Origin of the sequence: Achromobacter spanius (assembly GCF_002812705.1) — a bacterium.
GTDB classification, from domain to species: domain Bacteria; phylum Pseudomonadota; class Gammaproteobacteria; order Burkholderiales; family Burkholderiaceae_B; genus Achromobacter; species Achromobacter spanius.
In genome coordinates, this window is record NZ_CP025030.1 from 2,988,486 (window position 1) to 3,006,371 (window position 17,886).

Genomic DNA, 17,886 nt, shown 5'->3' on the forward strand with positions numbered 1-17,886 from the left:
GCCGGCCTTAATCGTTTTGCGCCTGGAACGCGCAACAAGGCGCGCCCATGCTGGCGCACCTGGTCTCGCGAAACGTGCTTGCCTTGCCCGCGACCAATGCGCTGACGGCCTCCAGCATACCTGTAATCGCATGGCAGACCGGGCGGTCGGACGCGGTGACGGCCATCGCGAATGGGCTGTTGTCCACCTCTAGCGCCAGCGCGTCCGTGCCCTCCGTCTGGAAGCGCCAGACGCCCCAGCCCAGGTCGGCGGCGGCTTGCGTCATCACCTGCAGGAACTGCACGCGGTCGGGCGCGCCTTGCGCCTGATAGGCCCGCGCGGAGGCGCCGCCGTGGCTGCGCACCGATGCCTGCAGGCTGCCAAGTGCTGCGTCGCGTTGCGCGGGCGGCAGGGCGGCGAACAGTCCCATCAATACGTCGGCGCGCAGCATGACGTAGCGGCGGTCGGCATCCAGGATGGCGCCTGCATCGGCGTCCCATACCAGGCGTTCTTGAAGTTGTCCCATTTGATCTGTTCCATCGCCGGGCCGGCGGGTTGTGTAGGCGGGTGCAGCGGCTGTTGGGGCGGGGTTATCCCTTAACAATATATTGTTTAAGTGAGTACTAAACCGCTGATACTAGGGTAAATAATTAGTTTAAAGTTCAACTACTAGTGCTTAAATTCACAACAGTATACTGTTCGCGCGGCGGTGCCGGGCGCCTTTGCAACGATTCCGATATCGGAGGCCGTTCATGATTGACGCATGGTGGGTAAGGTGGTTTGGCAGAGCCGTGGTGGCCTGTCTGGCAATGGTGTGTAGTGGGCTGATGGCGTCCTCGGCGTGGGCTCAGGCGGACAAGCCGGCCGCGCAAGGTGAAGAGCTGAAGATTGCGTATCCGGTGGACGTGCCCTCATGGGATCCCACCGCCGTCACGTTCCCGGCGGGGCAGTCGTTGTACAAGGCGGTCTTCGATTCCGCGCTGTTCATAGACGGGAATCTGAAGCTGCAACCGGCGCTGATCAAAAGCTGGCGCTGGCTGGACGACAAGAACATGCGGCTGGGCATCGTGCTGCGCGACGATGTGACCTTCCACGATGGCTCCAAGCTGACCACCGACGATTTCAAGTTCAGCTTCCTGGACCGTCCCAAGCAGGACAAGCGCCTGGCCATCAACGGCTTCTTCGGTGCGCTGCAAGACATTCAAGTCGCCAGCCCCACCGAAGCCACGATGGTGTTTTCCACACCGACCCCGACGGCGCCGAACTACCTGGGTTTTCTGACCTCGTACATCCTGCCCCACGCCTACTTCGAAAAAGTGGGCGAAGACGGGTTCAAGGCCGCGCCTATTGGCGCCGGTCCGTACAAGGTCGTGCGCTATGAACGCGGCTCCCGCGTGGTGCTGGAGGCGTATGACAAATACTGGGGGCCGAAACCCGCCATCAAGCGCGTGGTGTTCGAGTTCGTGCCGGATTCGTCGGCGCGCGTGGCGATGCTGGAATCGGGTCGGGCCGACGTCGCGGTGCAAATTCCACTGCGTGAAGTCAATCGCCTGAACAAGAACCCCGCGCTGAAGGCCGAGGTCTATCCGTACAGCGAGATCTTCATCCTGCAAATTCCCAGCTACGTGCCGGAATTCCAGAACGAGCACGTGCGGCGCGCCTTGCACCTGGCCATCAACAAGCAGGCCATCTCCAAGGCTTTCTACGCCAACGTGGCCAAGCCGCTTTCCGTGTTGGCCACCCCCGGGTCGCCGGGCGACGTGGCCGGGTTCAACTATGCGTTCGACAAGGCCGCGGCGCAGGCCGAGCTGGCACGCGCGGGATACGGGCCGGACAAGCCGTTGAAGATCCAGTTCCTGTCGACCAACAACACCTTTCCCAGCGACTACGAAATGGCGCGCGCCATTGTGCAGATGTGGTCGCAGATCGGGGTGCAGGCCGATCTGCAAGAGATCACGCTGGCAAAGTACCTTGAGCTGAGCCATTCATCGAAGGTGCCTGGCGTCATGCTGTACAGCTGGGCCAATGCCACCGGCGACCCCGAAATATTCGCCGGCAAGATCCTGGACCCGCGCCTGCGCTTTTCCACCTGGAAAGAACCGGAACTGGCCAAGACCATCGACGCGCTGGCGGCCCAGGCCGACCCTGATAAACGCATTCAGGGCTACCGCGAGCTGGCGCGCCAGGCCACCGAACACGCCTGGAGCCTGCCGCTGTTGCAGTCCGTGGCCACGGTGGCGTCCAAGAAGTCCGTGGACATGCAGGTCTATCAAACCGGCTACATCCTGCCTGCGACGTATCGCTGGAGCCGCTGATGTGGGCAGCGCTGGTGTCCCATTTCGTGCGGCGGCTGGCGGTGGCGGTGCCCACCATGCTGGCGCTGTCCGTGGTGGTCTTCGTGGTGCTGCGTTTGTTGCCCGCGGACCCCTTGGGCATGATGCTGCCGCCCAGCGCAACCAGCGCCGAAGTCGAGGCCTTGCGGCACACGATGGGGCTGGATCGGTCCCTGATCGTGCAATACGGCATCTGGCTCGGGCAGGTGCTGCACGGCGACCTGGGGCGTTCCATCAGCTCCGGCGTGCCGGTCACGCAACTGATCGCCACCACCTTGCCGGCCACGCTGGAGCTATCGATCGTGGCGCTCATCATGGCGCTTGCCATCAGTGTTCCGGGCGGCTTGCTGCTGTACGTGCTGCATGATCGCCGTGGCGAGTTGGTGGCCGACACGGGGCTGGTGCTGCTGATCTCCATCCCCGGGTTCCTGTGGGGAATATTCCTGATGCTGGGCTTTGGCGTGCATTGGCCCATCCTGCCGTTCTCGGGCAGGTTCAGTTCGGACGTGGCCATGTCGGGCCCCACCGGCTTCGTGCTGCTGGACTTCCTGTTGCAGGGCCGCTGGGCGGCATGGGGCGACGCGGCATCGCACCTGGTGTTGCCGGCGCTGGCCTTGGCGCTGGGGTTTAGCCCCTTGATCGTGCGGGTGCTGCGCGCCAGCCTGCTGGAAGCCAGTCACGAACAATACGTGGCCGTCGCGCGGCTGCGCGGTCAGCCCGAACGGCGCGTGATTCTGCGCCACATGCTGCGCAACGCGTTCTTGCCCACGCTGACCCTGATCGGCGTGCAGTTCGGGTTTCTGTTTGGCGGCACCTTGCTGATCGAGATGATTTTCTCGTTCCCCGGCATGGGCAACATGATGGTGCAGGCGGTTCGCAACCATGACCTGCCGCTGATCCAGGGCATTTCGCTGGTCTTTTGCGCGGTGATCCTGCTGATCAATGCCAGCGTCGACTGCCTGTACGCCGTAATTGACCCCCGCTTGAGAGACCTCTGATGACGACGCTGAATTTCCGCGCGGCCCCGGTCGCGGTCCGCCTGTCTGGCTGGTGGCTGGCCCTGCGCGCATCGCCCAAGGCAGCGCTGGGCGGGGCGATTGTGCTGGCGCTGCTGGCGGTGGCGTTGTTTGCGCCCGCCATCGCGCCGAACGATCCGCTGGCGCAGGACCTGCTGTCTCCCTTGTTGCCGCCGGCCTGGGCGGCGGATGGGTTGTCGCAATATCCGCTGGGTACCGACAGCCTGGGCCGCTGCGTGTTGTCGCGCCTGATATTCGGCACGCGCGTGGCCTTGTGGGTGGGCCTTTGCGCCGCCATGGGCGCGATGCTGGTGGGCTGCACCCTGGCCCTGGTGGCTGCCTATTTCGGCGGCCGCGTGGACAAGGCAATCGGCTATCTGGTGGACTTGTGGATGTCGTTTCCGCCCGTGGTGCTGTCGCTGATATTGATGGTGGGCCTGGGCACCGGCGTGGGTAACGTGATTCTTGCCATCGTGCTGGTGGACTGGACGCGGTTCTGCCGGGTGGTGCGGGCCGAGGCCTTGAAGATTCGCCGCAACGACTATGTGACGGCGGCGCGGCTGATGGGCTTTGGCCATATGCGCGTGATGCTGCGCGAGATGCTGCCGGGCCTGGTGCCGCTGATACTTACCTTGTTCAGCCTGCAGATCGGCATCGCCATCATTGTCGAAGCCATCCTCAGCTTTGTCGGGCTGTCGGTGCCGGCCGACGTCGTTGCCTGGGGCGTGATGATTGCCGACGCCCGCAGCACCATGCAGGAAGCCATCTGGACCCTGATCGCGCCGGTCGCCGGCATTGTGTTGACGGTGTTCGGATTCAATTTGCTCAGCGACGGCATGCGCCAGATGCTGGATCCGCGCAAGCGTGGAAGGAACTAGGCCATGTCGCTGTTGAGCTTGCAGAACCTGACGCTGACCGTGAACGTCGACGTGGGCGGCCAGCGCCTGCCCGCCGCCGTATTGCGCGGCATAGACCTGGAGGTTCCCGAGGGCCGCATGCTGGGCCTGGTGGGCGAATCGGGCGCGGGAAAAAGCATGGTGGGCCGCATGGTGGCGGGCAGCTTGCCACCCGGGTTCACGATCACGCAAGGCGCCATTCATTTTCGTGGCACCGATTTGAATCAGCTTCCAGCCGCGCAACGCCGCGCCATGTTGGGGCGGCAGATTGCCTTCATTCCGCAAGAGCCGCTGTCGGGCCTCAACCCCGCGCTGACGGTGCGCCAGCAACTGTTCGAGCATCTGCGCCATGTGGGCATACCGGCGGCGCGGCACGAGTCTTATGCCTGTGAGCGCCTGCACGAGGTCGGCTTGGCCGACGCGGCTGGCATGCTGGCGCGGTATCCGCACCAGATGTCGGGCGGACAGTGCCAGCGCATTCTGATCGCCATGGCGTTCTGCGGCGACCCGGCGCTGATCTTTGCCGACGAACCCACCACGGCGCTGGACGTCATCACCCAGGCGCAGATCATGCGGGTGCTGGCGGAACAACAACGGCGCCATAAAACGTCGGTGGTGTTGGTGACCCATGATCTGCGCTTGGCCGCGCACGTCTGCGATTCGATCGCCGTCCTGTACGCGGGCGAAGTGGTGGAATTCGGTTCGGCGCGCCAGGTGCTGGACGAGCCCCTGCATCCCTACACGCGCAGCCTGAAGGAATCCGCGCCAGGCATGGCGGCACCGACGCAGGCCTTGCGCACCTTGCCCGATTTCATGCCGGGCTTGCGTGACTTCGCCACGCTACGAGGATGCCGGTTTGCGTCTCGCTGCCCGTCGCGTCAAGACGTTTGCGGCCAGCGCGACATTGCGTTGCTAGACCGTGGCGGCGAGCGCGCCGCGCGTTGCCTGCCGTCCATTCCGCCTTTACGTGCCCCGGCTGACGACGACGGAACCGCGTTCCTGGCGATGCGCGCAGTGCCGCCCTCAAGCGCGGAACCGGTGGTGACGCTTAGCGACGTTGCGCTCAGCTATCCCGGGCGCGCGCGTCTGTTCAAGGCCCGGCCCCAACTGCAGATCTTGCAGCCCTTGTCGCTGTCCGTCGCGCAGGGGGAGTTCCTGGGCATCGTCGGTGAAAGCGGCAGTGGCAAGACGAGCCTTGCCCGCCTTATCGCCGGAATGGTTCCGGCAAGCGCGGGCCGCATTGCCTATGCCACGTCCGAGCGTCCCGCCGACACGCCCTCTGCCAACCCGTTGCGGCGGGCCTCCGGCCATGCGCCGCTGGCGGACCCGCACGACGTGCAGTTGGTATTTCAGAACCCCGATTCCGCCCTGAATCCCAGGCGCTCGGTGGGTTCGCTGGTGACGCAGATTCTGGAAGCCGCGCCCGCTGGCACAAGCGCCAACACGGGGCGTTCGGCGCGACTGCAGGCCGCGCTGCGCTTGCTGGCGTCGGTCGGCCTGCCGCCAGAGGCCGTGGACCGCCTGCCCTCGCAGCTATCCGGCGGGCAGAAGCAGCGCGTCAACATCGCCCGCGCGCTATGCGTGACGCCGCGATTGATCGTGGCCGACGAAATCGTCTCGGGCCTGGACGTGTCGGTCCAGGCGCTGATCCTGAACCTGTTGTTGCGGCTGAAAGAAGAACTGGGCATTGCCCTGGTGTTCGTGTCGCACGACCTGGCCGTCGTCCGCTATTTGTGCACGCGTGTGCTGGTGTTGCACCAAGGCAAGGTCGTGGAGCAAGGGCCCGTGGATGAGGTCTTTGAACGGCCTCGGCACGCCTACACCCGCGCGCTGATCGCCGCCGTGCCGCCGGATTCGGCCAGCCGTGCCTGGACGCCGATACCCATTGGCGATACGCCCGCGCCAAACCTGGCGCAAGCCGCCGCTGCCTGACCCGAAACCATGAAACGCACAGGAGACGCTATGACGGACGGTTCTTTCAAGGACGGTTCTTTCCACCAGGGGTTCGGGCATCTGGTCGGACCGGACCAGGTACACCGGGACTTGTATATCGATCCCGATGTGTACCGCGCCGAGCAAGCCCGGCTGTGGACGCGCGCCTGGGTGTACGTGGGCCACGAAAGCCAGACGCCCGCCGTGGGTGACTACACCACCACCCACATCGCCGGACAGTCGATGATCATGCTGCGCGCCAGTGCGAACGAGGTGACGGTGCTGATGAACCGGTGTGCGCACAAGGGCAGCCAGTTGGTGCACGAGCACGCGGGGAATTGCGGCAAGGTCTTGCGCTGCCCGTATCACGCCTGGACCTACCGGCTGGATGGCAGCCTGCTGTCCATTCCCTTGAAGAACGACTACGAGGGCACGAACCTGTCCGCCTGCCCGTCCGGCAAGGGCCTGGCGTCGCCCGGCGCCTGCGTGAACTACAAGGGCTTTGTGTTCGCGCGGATCAGCCACGACGGCCCGGACTTCGCGTCCTATTTCGGGGAAGCCCTTGCCACGCTCGACAACATGGTGGCGCGCGCGCCGGACGGCGAACTGTCCGTGCTGGGTGCGCCCTTGCGCAACCGCATCGGCTGCAACTGGAAGCTCTATCTGGAAAACGTCAACGACACCGTGCATCCCATCTCCACGCATGAATCGGCCGCCAGTGCCGCGAAGCACGTGGCAGAAGCGCTGCCCGAAGGCGGCGACACCGTGTTGGCCATGGAGCAATTGCTGCCTTTTGGCGCGGGCTACAGCTTCTATTCCGAAATGGGCGCACGGGTGCTGCCGCACGGGCACAGCATCCTGGGCACGAAGTTCAGCATTCACACCGGCTACGCCCCGCTGCCCGACTATCAAGCGGAGCTGGAAGCGCGCCATGGCAAAGAGGGCGCGCAACAGATCCTGGCGTTTTCCCCGCAGAACACCGTGCTTTATCCCAGCCTGGCAGCCAAGGCGTCGCCCATGATCCTGCGCGTGCTGCGTCCGCTGGCGGTCAACGAGACCCTGATCGAAACCTGGGCTTTCGCGCCCAAGAACGCGCCCGCCCGTCTGCGGCAACGCGCGGCGTCGTACGCGCGGCTGGTGTTTTCGCCCATGTCGGTGGTTGCCCATGACGACGTGCATCTGTTCGAAAGCCAGCAACGTGGCCTGGCCTGTGACGGTAATGAATGGCTGAGCCTGCACCGCGGCTATCAAGAGAGCGAATTGCAGGCCGGCGCCAGTTCAATGGAAAGCGGCAATAACGAGTGGGTCATCCGCAATCAACATCGCGGCTGGCTGAACCTGATGGGAGACGCTGCGTGACTAGCCAGCAAATGTCCACGGATACCACGACGCTGCGCGCCGCGCTGAGCGCGTTCGTGTACCACGAAGCCATGCTGCTGGACACGCGGCGTTACGACGAATGGTTGTCCTTGTATGCGGAAGACGGCTTGTATTGGATGCCCCTGTCGCCGGACCAGCCCTTGGGGGACGAGTCGCCGTCCTTGCTTTACGAAGACCTGTTGTTGCTGCGCCTGCGCATGCAGCGCTATGGCAATCCCCGCGCGCATTCCTTGCACCCGGCGGTGCGCGGGCTGCGCATCCTGCAGGCGCCGCAGCTCATGGATGGCGAGCCTGGCTCGACCCTGCACCACACGCGCACACCCTTCCTGTACGTGGAGACGCAAGGAGACACGCAACGCATGTTGGCGGCTACGGCGTATCACACGGTTGAAGGCGCGCCCGGCGCGTTCAGGCTACGCATGAAAAAGGTCGTGCTGCTGAACGCGGAAGCCAGTCTGCCGGCTATCCAGTTGTTGTTATAGGGGCGACGTTGCCCCGACCTTGATCACCACCTTGCCCCGGGCTCTGCCGCTTTCGACATAGGCCAAGGCCTCTTGCGCGGCATCCAATGGAAAAACGCGATCGATCACGGGTCGGATGGCGCCGGATTCGACCAGCCCGGTGATCCGCCGTAGCTGTTCTCCGTGTGCGCGCATGAATACGAAGTCATAGTCGACGCCGAGCTTGGCCGCTTTCCGGCGTACGCGCCAGCTAAGAAGCCGTAACGCCTGCTTCAATCCCCAAGACAGCCCTTGTTGTTCGGCGAAGGCGGGCGTGGGTGGACCAGAGATGGAAATCAGTCGTGCTCCGGATCCGGCTTTGAGCACCTGAAACGATTTATCCAGTACGTCAGGCCCCAAGCTATTGAGGACCACGCCGTAGTCGCGCAGCGTCGATTCGAACGCTTGTGTGCGGTAGTCGATGACGAGATCGGCGCCCAAGCCCTTAACCCAATCGACGTTGCGAGTGCTGGTCGTTGTTGCGACAAAAGCGCCCAGGTGCTTGGCAAGCTGGATCGCGATCGTTCCGACACCACCGGACCCAGCGTGTATCAACACCTTTTGCCCCGGCTTCACCTGCGCGGTTTCAACCAGCACCTGCCAGGCGGTCAGCGCCACCAAGGGCAGCGAGGCCGCCTGTTCCATGTCCAGGTTGCGGGGTTTGAGGGCCAGCGCGTCTTCATTTACGGCGATCAACTCGGCGAAACTGCCAATGCGATTGTCCGGTGGTCGCCCATACACTTCGTCGCCCGGCTTGAATTGGCGCACGTTTCTGCCGACCCGCACGACGACTCCCGCCAGGTCGTTGCCGAGCACCAGGGGGAAACGATAGGGAAGGATGAGTTTGAATTCACCTTTGCGGATCTTGGCGTCCAGCGCGTTGACGCTGGCGGCATGCACCTGCACCAAGACATCGTTGTCGCCGACAGAGGGCTCGGGTAATTGGCCAAGCTTGCCGACGTCTTTGTAGCGCTCGATAAAAAATGCCTGCATGGTTGCGTAGCCTGTGGCCAGATAAAAGGCCGCGCGCCCGGGTGGCCGCGGTCAACACCAAGCCCGCGCGACGTCGAAATCCATCACGCGGGATTCATTATGATGTCGATCGTAATCTAAACGGTTTTCTGCGGCAAGCGCCGGAAACAGGGCAATGGCGTAATGCCGGGGCGGCCCGGGTTATTCCCGCGGCGGAGGGTTTCCCGCAACCACCAAGGCCCATAAATTCTCGGCCACGGCAGCCATGTCGCTAGGTTGGCGAAACAGGCAGATGTCCAGCGGGATGTCCCATTCCTTCCCGCCTGCCCGAACCAGGCTGCCCTGTTGCAGGTCATCGTGCACCAGCATGTCGGGTAGCCAGGCGATGCCTCGGCCTTGTATCGCCATGGATCGCAGCAACGTGGCGTGGGGCCCTACGAAAGTGGTCTGGATGCGTTCAACTGGCATCGACTTGTGCCGCAATTGGTGGCTGACGATGCGGCCCAGGCCGGAGGCCGGCCCATAGGCAAGAAAGGGCACCACGCCGTCGTCGTCGAGGCGGTGCGCCGGCGTGTCGGCAAGGCCATCGGCAGCGGGGGCGCAGACCGGCACCAGCATGTCCGTACCCAGATGCACCTTGGGGTAGGGCACTTCATCCAGTCGGCTGGCCACTTGCGGATGGCGGTGGCACAGCAGGAACTGCACGCGCCGCTGCGCCATCAGGTCTTCGCAGGCCTGGAAACTGTCGGACATCATCTGGATCGCGCCGACTTCCAGCGCCGCTTCCAGCCGGGTCAGCCATTGGGGGAAGAACGTCAACGACAGCAGATGGGTGGCCGCAAAACGCAAGCTGGCGCCTTCCTGGGCGTGGGCGGCCAGCGCCTTGATGCGGGCGGCTTCAAGGTCGGCCATGGCCTGCTTGAGCAGCGGCAGGAATTTTCGGCCTGCGGCGGTCAGTTCGGTGGGGTGTGTGCTGCGGTCAAAGAGGTCCGCGCCCACCCATTCTTCCAGCGCGCGGATGTGTCGGCTGAACGCCGGTTGCGCGATGGCGCGGGCTTCCGCCGCGCGCGAAAAACTGCCTGTCTCGGCCAGGGAACAAAAGTCCTCAAGCCAATTCATGTCCAGGGGTCGGTTTCCAGGTCCCATGTCAGGTGTGCGCCGCGGCAAACATAATTCTATGCGTTTCGAGTATTGGACGACCCCATGGGGGTGCCGCAATCATACCTGCCATTCCCTACCCATAAGATACGGAGACAACGATGGCTTCCATCTCGAATTACCGCGGCATCATCCCGGCGATTTCCTGCCCCTTTACCGACGATCATCGTATCGACGAACCCGCGCTGCGCCGCCTGGCCTCGTGGCTGGCGGGACACGATGGCGTCGTCGCCGTCATGACCAACGGCCATACGGGCGAAGTGTTTTCGCTGACCCCATCCGAACGTGCGCAAGTGACCCGCATCGTGGCGGACGAACTGCGCGGCAAGCTGCCCGTGATTTCGTCGATTGTTTGCGAAGGCATTGCCGAGGCGCAGGAACATGCCCGCGCCGCGCGCGAAGCGGGCGCCGCCGCGCTGGACGTCATGCCGCCGCACCACTGGCTGCGCTTTGGCTTCACACCCGGCCATGCGCTTGAATATTTCCAGGCCATCCACGAGGCCGCGCCTGACCTTGACCTGGTGTGCCACGTATACCCGGCGTGGACGCGGGCGTCCTACTCGTCCAAGCTGATGGGCGACCTGGCCCGCTTGCCCTACGTGCAGGCGTTCAAGGTGGGCCAGCGCGACATGAACAAATATGCGCGCGACATCCAGGCGCTGCGTGAGGCCGATGCGTCCAAGGCCATCCTGACCTGCCACGACGAATATCTGCTGGCGTCGATGGTGCAGGGCGTGGACGGCGCGCTGGTCGGCTTCGCCACGTTCATCCCGCAACTGATCATCGACCTGTGGGACGCCGTCAAGGCAGGCGACCTGAAGCGCGCGCAGCAGGTGCAGGCCTTGATCACGCCGCTGAAAGACGCCGTCTACGGCGGCGGCGAACCCACTGGCGAAGCCCATGCCCGCATGAAGGCCGGCATGTACCTGGCGGGCGTGCTGGAAAGCGCGACCGTGCGCCCGCCTACCGAGGCGCCCAACGACGCCGACATGCAGGCGCTGCGCACGGCGTTGACCGGCGCGGGCTTGCTGGCTCGCTGAAGCACTCGCGTCTGTAGCGGCACGGATGCGGCGGGGTGGCGTGGCGCCAACCCCCTGCACGATGCCGCAAGCAAAATAAACAAGAGGAGACACATCATGCAAAAGAGAATCGCGTTGCGCGCCATGGTCGCGTTGTGCCTGGCTATTGGGGGCGGCATGGCGCATGCGCAAGACACCTACCCGTCACGGCAGATCCGGTTCGTGATCCCGTTTCCGCCGGGTGGCACGCTGGACATGCTGGGCCGCGACCTGGCGCAGAAGCTCAGCGAACAGACTGGCCAAAGCTTCATCGTGGAAAACCGTTCGGGCGGCAACGGCATCATCGGCGCCGACGTCGTGGCCAAATCACCGGCCGATGGCTACACCTTGCTGTTCAATGCGTCGACCTTCACGACTGCGCCCATGACCATGAAGGCGGTGCCCTTCGACGTCGACAAGAATTTCGTGCCGGTGGCCATGGCGGGCAAGGCGCCGCTGTCGGTCTCGGTGAAGAAGGAACTGCCCGTGACCGACCTGGCCGGCTTGCTGGCCTACGCCAAGAAGAACCCGGGCCAGCTCACCTTTGCCGTGGGCTCCATCGGGTCCGCGGGTCACCTGGCCACCGAGCTCTTGAAACGCCAGGGTGGCCTGGACTACATGGTCATCCCGTATCGCGGCACGTCGCCCGCCTTGCAGGATCTGGTGGGCGGGCGCATTGATGGCTTCATCGACCCAGTCCTGGGCGCCGTGTCGTACTACAAAAGCGGCATGCTGAAGATCCTGGCCGTGACGTCCGACGCGCGCCTGCCCAACCTGCCCGACGTGCCGACCGTCAGCGAAGTGTTGCCCGGCTATCAGTTCTACAGTTGGTACGGGTTGTGGGCGCCGGCAGGCACGCCGGGGCCCATCGTCGAGAAGCTGAACGCCGAGGTCAACAAGGCCTTGTCTTCGGGCATGACGGCCAAGTACGAACAACTGGGCGTGACGTTGACGCCGGGGTCGACCACGGCGTTCGCACGCTTCCAGAAAGACGACATGGCACGCTCGCGCAAGATCATCGACGAAGGAAACATCCATGTCGAATAATCCGGCGGGCGCGCTGGCTGTGGTGACCGGCGCCACGGGCGGCATCGGCCTGGCCATTGTGCAGCGCCTGCTGGACGCGGGCTGGCAGGTGGCGGGCCTGGACATCGGGCCGGCCGTGGCGCGGCATGCGGCCTATCGCCACATCACCGTTGACCTGTGCGATGAGGCCGCTACCCGGCAGGCGTTGGTGGGCTGCAAGCACGCCAGGGCGTTGGTGCATGCCGCGGGCATCATGCGGGTGGGACCCTTGGCGCAGTTGGACCCCGCCGACGGCGAACGCATGTGGAAGCTGCACGTGGACGTTGCCGTCAGGCTGGCCCAGATGTTGGCGCCGGAGATGGCCGAACGTGGTGGCGGCCGCGTGGTGCTGGTGGGTAGCCGGACTGCCCAGGGCATGCCCGGCCGCAGCCAGTACGCGGCGTCCAAGGCCGCGCTGGTGGCGCTGGCGCGCAGTTGGGCGGCGGAACTGGCGCCACAGGGCGTCACCGTGAACGTGGTGTCGCCGGCCGCCACGCAGACAGGCATGTTGCAGGACCCCGCGCGGGCCGCCAGCGCGCCACGGATGCCGCCGATAGGCAGATTGATCCAACCCGAGGAAGTGGCCGCGCTGGTCGAATTCCTGCTGTCGCCCCAAGCGGCCGCCATTACCGGCCAGGACATCGCGATCTGCGGCGGCGCATCATTGCCGCGCTGAGCCGGCCTGCTGTAGTGTCCCCCATGTGGTATCCCCGTGTGGTATCCCATTACCACCCCCCGCCCGTCGGACGCGCGCACAATGTCTCCCAGAACATCAAGAACCGGAAGCCCATGCCGGGTGCTGAACCGGCCGCCCCTCATCCCAAGGAGACATTCATGAGCAAGAGACTGTTGATGCTGGTCGGCGATTACGCCGAAGACTACGAAACCATGGTGCCGTACCAGACCTTGCTGGCCGTGGGGCACACGGTGCACGCGGTCTGCCCGGACAAGAAGGCCGGCGACACCATTGCCACCGCCATCCACGATTTCGAAGGCGCGCAGACCTACAGTGAAAAGCGTGGTCACAACTTTGCGTTGAACTTCGACTTCGATCGCGTCGAGCCCGCGTCCTACGACGGCTTGGTGATACCCGGCGGCCGCGCGCCGGAATACTTGCGGCTGAACGAAAAAGTGCTGGATATCGTCCGTTACTTCGATCAGGCCGGCAAACCCATTGCAGCGGTGTGCCACGGCGCGCAACTGCTGGCGGCGGCCGGCATCCTGAAAGGGCGCACCTGCTCGGCGTACCCCGCGTGCGCGCCCGAGGTGCGGTTGGCGGGCGGCACCTATGCCGAGATCGGCATCGATCAAGCCTATACCGATGGCAACCTGGTGACGGCGCCGGCCTGGCCCGCGCACCCGGCATGGCTGTCGCAATTCCTGGCGGTGCTGGGCACGAAGATCACGCCCTGATGCGTGGGGTCGTGCTGGGTGGAATCAGGCAAAGTCCAGCACGACCCGGCCTTCGATCTGGCCCTGCTTCATGCGGTCGAACACGCTGTTGATGTTTTCCAGCCGATCCGTGGACACCGTGGCGCGCACCTTGCCGGCTTCGGCAAATTGCAAGGACTCTTGCAGGTCCAGCCTGGAGCCCACGATAGAGCCGCGCACGGTGACGCCGTTCAACACCATGTCGAAGATCGACAGCGGGAAGTCGCCCGGCGGCAAACCGTTCAGCGCCACGGTGCCGCCGCGCCGCACCATGCCCATCGCCTGCTCAAACGCCTTGGGCGATACGGCCGTGATCAGCGCGCCATGCGCGCCACCGATTTCGCGCTTCAGGTAAGCGGCGGGGTCGGTGGTCCTGGCGTTGACGGTGACCTCGGCGCCCAGGCGGCGGGCCAGCTCCAGCTTGGTGTCGTCGATGTCCACCGCGGCCACGTTCAGGCCCATGGCGCGGGCGTATTGCACCGCCATGTGGCCCAGCCCGCCGATGCCGGAGATGACGACCCAGTTGCCGGGCCGCGTGTCCGTCATCTTCAGGCCCTTGTACACGGTGACGCCCGCGCACAGCACGGGGGCGATGTCGACAAAGCCCACGTTCTTGGGCAACAGCCCCACGTAGTCGGCGGCAGCCAGCGCGTATTCGGCGAAACCGCCGTTGACGGAATAGCCTGCGTTCTGCTGCTGTTCACACAGCGTTTCCCAGCCGCCCAGGCAGTGTTCGCAGTGGCCGCAGGCGGAATACAGCCAGGGAATGCCCACGCGGTCGCCTTCCTTCACATGGGTCACGCCGGCGCCCACCGCCACCACGTGGCCCACGCCTTCGTGGCCCGGAATGAAGGGCGGCTTGGGTTTGACGGGCCAGTCGCCCTGGACGGCGTGCAGGTCGGTATGGCAGACGCCGCAGGCTTCTATCTTGACCAGCAGTTCGCCCGGCCCCGGGCGCGGCACGGCCACTTCTTCAATCACCAGGGGTTCGCCAAATGCGCGCGCAACGGCGGCTTTCATTGTCTTGTCCATCGTCTGCTCCGAAGTCAGGTCAGTTTCCCTATGCTCGACCGCTTGCGTCGTCGACACCATGATTTTTATCAATCGGGACCGGATGGAAAGGGTGGGGGACGGGTGACGTGACGGCAGCGTGTTGACGCTACGGGATGTCAGGGACGTAAGCCGCCTGGCGTGTTGCGAGCGCCGCGGCAAACGTCGTAAAGTGGCCCTTCGCGAGGCGTGCCCGGCAGGTGCGCCTGGCCCCTGGTCCGGGAGCTTATATGTGTGAAATCTTCATCCGCGCGAGCGAGCAGTCCTACGCGCCCGAAACCCGTTCGCTGCGCCTGCATGGCGTGGCGACCAGCTTGCGGCTGGAGCAGTTGTTCTGGCAGGTGCTGGAAGAAATTGCCGGGCGTGACGGCATGCGCGTCACGCAATTGATCGAACGGCTGTACGACGAGCTGATCGAATATCGCGGCGAGGCCGCCAATTTCACGTCGTTCCTGCGCGTGTGCTGCCTGCGCTATCAGTTGCTGCAGGCCGATGGGCGCATTCCTCACGATGCTTCGGTGCCGATCCGGTCGCTGAACCCGCAAGCGGTGCTGGAAGGACTGCCGGCATCGATGTACGACGCGGAACCGCTGCGCGCCAAACGGCGCGTCGCCGCCTAGGCTGGTCAAAAAAATAAGGCCCGATCAGATCGGGCCTTATGCATTGTTGCGCGATGTGGGGCCGCCCGCTATGGGTGCCCCCGCCGTCAGTGTTCAGCCCCCGGGCTGAATGGACGCCAGCGCCACTTCGTTTTGTACGATGCGACGGATGCGCACCGCATCGCCAATGCGCGACAGCTTGCCTTGCGAATCCAGCAGCACGATGGCCAGGTCGCGGCCATTGATGCGCGCCAGCATCACCAGGCACTCGCCGGCCTCGTTGATGTAGCCGGTCTTGGACACCTTGATGTCCCAGTCGGGCTTGCGCACCAGCAGGTTCGTATTGCGGAAGGTTTGCGTGCGGTTGTTGATTTCAACGTCGTACTCGGTGTCGGTCGAGTAGCGATGGATCAGCGGGCGTTGCGAGGCCGCGCGCAGCAGGCGGGCCAGATCATGTGGCGACGACACGTTGTCGCTGGACAAACCGGTAGGCTCGATAAAGTGTGTGCTGGTCATGCCCAACGATTGCGCCTTGGCGTTCATGGCAGCCACGAAAGCGGGCAGGCCGCCCGGGTAGTGGCGGCCCAGCGCGTTGGCGGCGCGGTTCTCAGACGACATCAAGGCCAGGTGCAGCATGTCGCCGCGTGACAGCTTGGTGCCCACGCGCAATCGTGACGTGGTGTGCTTGAGGCCGTCGATGTCATCGTCGGTGATCTCAAGCATTTCATCCATCGGCAAGTTGGCGTCCACCACCACGACGGCCGTCATCAGCTTCGAGATGGAAGCGATGGGTCGCACCACGTTTTCGTTCTTGGCGAACAGAACGGTGGATGTTTCCAGGTCTTGCACATACGCCGTGCTGGAGCGCAGCGCGGCGGCTTCAGCGCGCACCGACGAAGCGGCGGGCGGCATGGCGGCGGATGCCGCCAATGCCGCGGCGCGTTGCGCGCGGTTCGGTTTGTTGGGCTTGCCACTCTTGCCGGCGGCGCCCTTCTTGGGCGGCGTGCCCTTGGCGGCCACTTGCTTGCCACCCTTGGGCGGCGACTTCTTGGCGGTGGACGACGACTTGGGCGGGGCTTTCTTGGCGCTTGATGAAGATTTGGGAGGCGCCTTCTTGGCGCTGGGGGAGGCTTTGGCAGCGGCTTGCTTGCCGGAGGAACCCTTGCCCGAAGCCGCCTTCGGGGCGGGGGCCTTCTTGGCTTGTTGCGCCTTGCAAGCCGCCGATTTGGCGTTGGTCTTGCAAGGGTCGGAATTTTTCGCGGCTTGCGCGGCGGGGGGCAGGAGCGCGCACATCGCCAGCGCCATGGGCGCTACCGCGTTCGCAATTGCACGTGTCCAGGAAAATGCCATGGTTGAGCAGGCTTATCAGTCTGTGAAGAAGTGTTTCGCAAGCCGGCGTATCGTCGGTTCAGGAAAAGTCCCGATGAATTAGGGGCTTACGCGATGAATTTAAACAGTACATCAAGAGGCGCGCAAGGCGATTCGCGATCTTGTCATAAAAAAATAATAGTGACGCATGTGTCATGGATGCAATTTGTCACAGGCGTGAGGTGAGAAGCTAACGGCTGAACGCGCGTGAGCGTAGCCCGGAATAACCCTCATTTGGCTGAACGTCGGTAATAGCCGTCTTTAGAAGACTAAATTCAGTCTAGAATCAGTCTCATTGGATCCGAGGACAGCCATGAAATACTCAACCCAAGTCAAGCCCATCAGCTACCTGAAAAGCCATGCGGCAGAGATCGTCAAGGAGATTTCTGAGAATCGAGAACCGATGCTCATCACTCAAAACGGGGAGGCAAAACTCGTGGTGATGGATGTTCTGAGCTACGAAGAGCAAGAACAAACGATTGCGCTACTGCAACTGTTGGCCCGCGGACGCCGCGAGATTGAAGAGGGCCGGGTCGTTCCAGCTGCCAATGTTTTCGCTCAGATTGAGGCAATGGACAAAGAAGGTTCGGAATGAGCCACCAGGTTGTTTTTCTTCAGTCCGCTGTAGACGATTTGCATGAAATTCGCCGCTACATTAGAAAGCACTTTTCTCAGGCGGTTTGGCAGGCTTCTTATGCCAAGATAAAGAAAGCAATCCTTAACCTCGAGCAGTTTCCGCAGGTCGGCCACGCCCCTCTCGAACTGCCTGCCACGCATTTCCTCGAAATCATCGCTGCGAAGAACCGCGTCATCTATGAGGTGGTAGGGAAGATCGTCTATATCCACGTCATCTGCGACACACGTCAGGACTTCAAGACAAAGCTCGCAAGGCGGCCCGTCCGAACAGGTTAGCCACCTGGCCGGACGCGGACGCGAGCTACATTGCGCACGTGAGTCGTGGGGCCCAATTCATAATCCGCCTTGCGTTGCAGGGTCGCCCCTGAAAAGCGATACAATTCCGCCCGCAGCGTGTCTCCGTAGTTCAACGGATAGAACAAGGACCTCCTAAGTCCTAGATACAGGTTCGATTCCTGTCGGAGACGCCAGCTTGTCTTTCTGCCTTCCTTTCCTGCCAGGCCATTCGCGCCT

18 protein-coding genes and 1 tRNA gene are annotated in these 17,886 nt (G+C 63.7%); 14 read left to right on the plus strand and 5 right to left on the minus strand.

The genetic code is table 11. The features are described from left to right. Positions 1–7 precede the first annotated feature (7 nt). Positions 8–505, minus strand: a complete 498-nt coding sequence (locus CVS48_RS13580; protein WP_100854911.1) for a V4R domain-containing protein — start codon at positions 503–505, stop codon at positions 8–10. Between the two features lie 226 nt (positions 506–731). Between CVS48_RS13580 and CVS48_RS13585 the strand changes: the two genes are divergently transcribed. The 6 genes from CVS48_RS13585 to CVS48_RS13610 are packed head-to-tail and all read left to right on the plus strand — an operon-like array spanning position 732 to position 8,018. Continuing rightward, entirely contained in the window at positions 732–2,294 is a 1,563-nt protein-coding gene (locus CVS48_RS13585; RefSeq protein ID WP_242001288.1) for an ABC transporter substrate-binding protein, read from the plus strand. Next, positions 2,294–3,310, plus strand: a complete 1,017-nt coding sequence (locus CVS48_RS13590; protein WP_100854913.1) for an ABC transporter permease — start codon at positions 2,294–2,296, stop codon at positions 3,308–3,310. The genes CVS48_RS13585 and CVS48_RS13590 overlap by 1 nt, the downstream gene beginning before the upstream one ends. Continuing rightward, the gene (locus CVS48_RS13595; RefSeq protein WP_167400994.1) at positions 3,310–4,206 is read left to right on the plus strand and encodes an ABC transporter permease; all 897 of its coding nucleotides are present in this window, start codon (positions 3,310–3,312) and stop codon (positions 4,204–4,206) included. The genes CVS48_RS13590 and CVS48_RS13595 overlap by 1 nt, the downstream gene beginning before the upstream one ends. A 3-nt stretch (positions 4,207–4,209) precedes the next feature. Continuing rightward, positions 4,210–6,156, plus strand: coding sequence for an ABC transporter ATP-binding protein (locus tag CVS48_RS13600; RefSeq protein WP_100854914.1), 1,947 nt, complete (start codon positions 4,210–4,212; stop codon positions 6,154–6,156). A gap of 30 nt (positions 6,157–6,186) precedes the next feature. After that, the gene (locus CVS48_RS13605) at positions 6,187–7,515 is read left to right on the plus strand and encodes an aromatic ring-hydroxylating dioxygenase subunit alpha (RefSeq protein ID WP_100854915.1); all 1,329 of its coding nucleotides are present in this window, start codon (positions 6,187–6,189) and stop codon (positions 7,513–7,515) included. After that, the gene (locus CVS48_RS13610; RefSeq protein ID WP_242001287.1) at positions 7,512–8,018 is read left to right on the plus strand and encodes an aromatic-ring-hydroxylating dioxygenase subunit beta; all 507 of its coding nucleotides are present in this window, start codon (positions 7,512–7,514) and stop codon (positions 8,016–8,018) included. Before CVS48_RS13605 ends, CVS48_RS13610 begins: the two co-directional genes overlap by 4 nt. Here the strand turns inward: CVS48_RS13610 and CVS48_RS13615 are convergent. Both CVS48_RS13615 and CVS48_RS13620 read right to left on the minus strand, forming a co-directional pair. Further along, positions 8,013–9,029: an NADP-dependent oxidoreductase gene (locus CVS48_RS13615; RefSeq protein WP_100854917.1), complete on the minus strand. Its 1,017-nt coding sequence runs from the start codon at positions 9,027–9,029 to the stop codon at positions 8,013–8,015. The genes CVS48_RS13610 and CVS48_RS13615 overlap by 6 nt on opposite strands. Positions 9,030–9,209: 180 nt before the next feature. Further along, positions 9,210–10,127, minus strand: a complete 918-nt coding sequence (locus CVS48_RS13620; protein ID WP_242001286.1) for a LysR family transcriptional regulator — start codon at positions 10,125–10,127, stop codon at positions 9,210–9,212. 140 nt (positions 10,128–10,267) lie between these two features. On the opposite strand from CVS48_RS13620, the gene CVS48_RS13625 reads away from it, so the two are divergent. The 4 genes from CVS48_RS13625 (at position 10,268) to CVS48_RS13640 (ending at position 13,702) form a co-directional block, all read left to right on the plus strand. Then, the gene (locus tag CVS48_RS13625; protein ID WP_100854919.1) at positions 10,268–11,206 is read left to right on the plus strand and encodes a dihydrodipicolinate synthase family protein; all 939 of its coding nucleotides are present in this window, start codon (positions 10,268–10,270) and stop codon (positions 11,204–11,206) included. 96 nt (positions 11,207–11,302) lie between these two features. Beyond that, entirely contained in the window at positions 11,303–12,271 is a 969-nt protein-coding gene (locus CVS48_RS13630) for a Bug family tripartite tricarboxylate transporter substrate binding protein (protein WP_100854920.1), read from the plus strand. Beyond that, a complete protein-coding gene (locus CVS48_RS13635) occupies positions 12,261–12,965 on the plus strand; it encodes an SDR family NAD(P)-dependent oxidoreductase (RefSeq protein WP_100854921.1) in 705 nt (234 codons plus the stop codon). Before CVS48_RS13630 ends, CVS48_RS13635 begins: the two co-directional genes overlap by 11 nt. A 158-nt stretch (positions 12,966–13,123) precedes the next feature. Beyond that, the gene (locus tag CVS48_RS13640; RefSeq protein WP_100854922.1) at positions 13,124–13,702 is read left to right on the plus strand and encodes a DJ-1/PfpI family protein; all 579 of its coding nucleotides are present in this window, start codon (positions 13,124–13,126) and stop codon (positions 13,700–13,702) included. 24 nt (positions 13,703–13,726) lie between these two features. On the opposite strand, the gene adhP is transcribed toward CVS48_RS13640, so the two are convergent. Then, entirely contained in the window at positions 13,727–14,752 is a 1,026-nt protein-coding gene (gene adhP, locus CVS48_RS13645; protein ID WP_100854923.1) for an alcohol dehydrogenase AdhP, read from the minus strand. Between the two features lie 248 nt (positions 14,753–15,000). Between adhP and CVS48_RS13650 the strand changes: the two genes are divergently transcribed. After that, positions 15,001–15,390: a ribbon-helix-helix domain-containing protein gene (locus tag CVS48_RS13650; RefSeq protein WP_100854924.1), complete on the plus strand. Its 390-nt coding sequence runs from the start codon at positions 15,001–15,003 to the stop codon at positions 15,388–15,390. Between the two features lie 93 nt (positions 15,391–15,483). On the opposite strand, the gene pbpG is transcribed toward CVS48_RS13650, so the two are convergent. Beyond that, positions 15,484–16,719, minus strand: a complete 1,236-nt coding sequence (gene pbpG / locus CVS48_RS29600; protein WP_167400995.1) for a D-alanyl-D-alanine endopeptidase — start codon at positions 16,717–16,719, stop codon at positions 15,484–15,486. 331 nt (positions 16,720–17,050) lie between these two features. On the opposite strand from pbpG, the gene CVS48_RS13665 reads away from it, so the two are divergent. The 3 genes from CVS48_RS13665 (at position 17,051) to CVS48_RS13675 (ending at position 17,843) form a co-directional block, all read left to right on the plus strand. Then, positions 17,051–17,332, plus strand: coding sequence for a type II toxin-antitoxin system Phd/YefM family antitoxin (locus tag CVS48_RS13665; RefSeq protein ID WP_100854926.1), 282 nt, complete (start codon positions 17,051–17,053; stop codon positions 17,330–17,332). After that, the gene (locus CVS48_RS13670; RefSeq protein WP_100854927.1) at positions 17,329–17,649 is read left to right on the plus strand and encodes a type II toxin-antitoxin system RelE/ParE family toxin; all 321 of its coding nucleotides are present in this window, start codon (positions 17,329–17,331) and stop codon (positions 17,647–17,649) included. The genes CVS48_RS13665 and CVS48_RS13670 overlap by 4 nt, the downstream gene beginning before the upstream one ends. A gap of 119 nt (positions 17,650–17,768) precedes the next feature. Next, a tRNA-Arg gene (locus CVS48_RS13675) sits at positions 17,769–17,843 on the plus strand. The last annotated feature ends 43 nt before the right edge of the window (positions 17,844–17,886 follow it).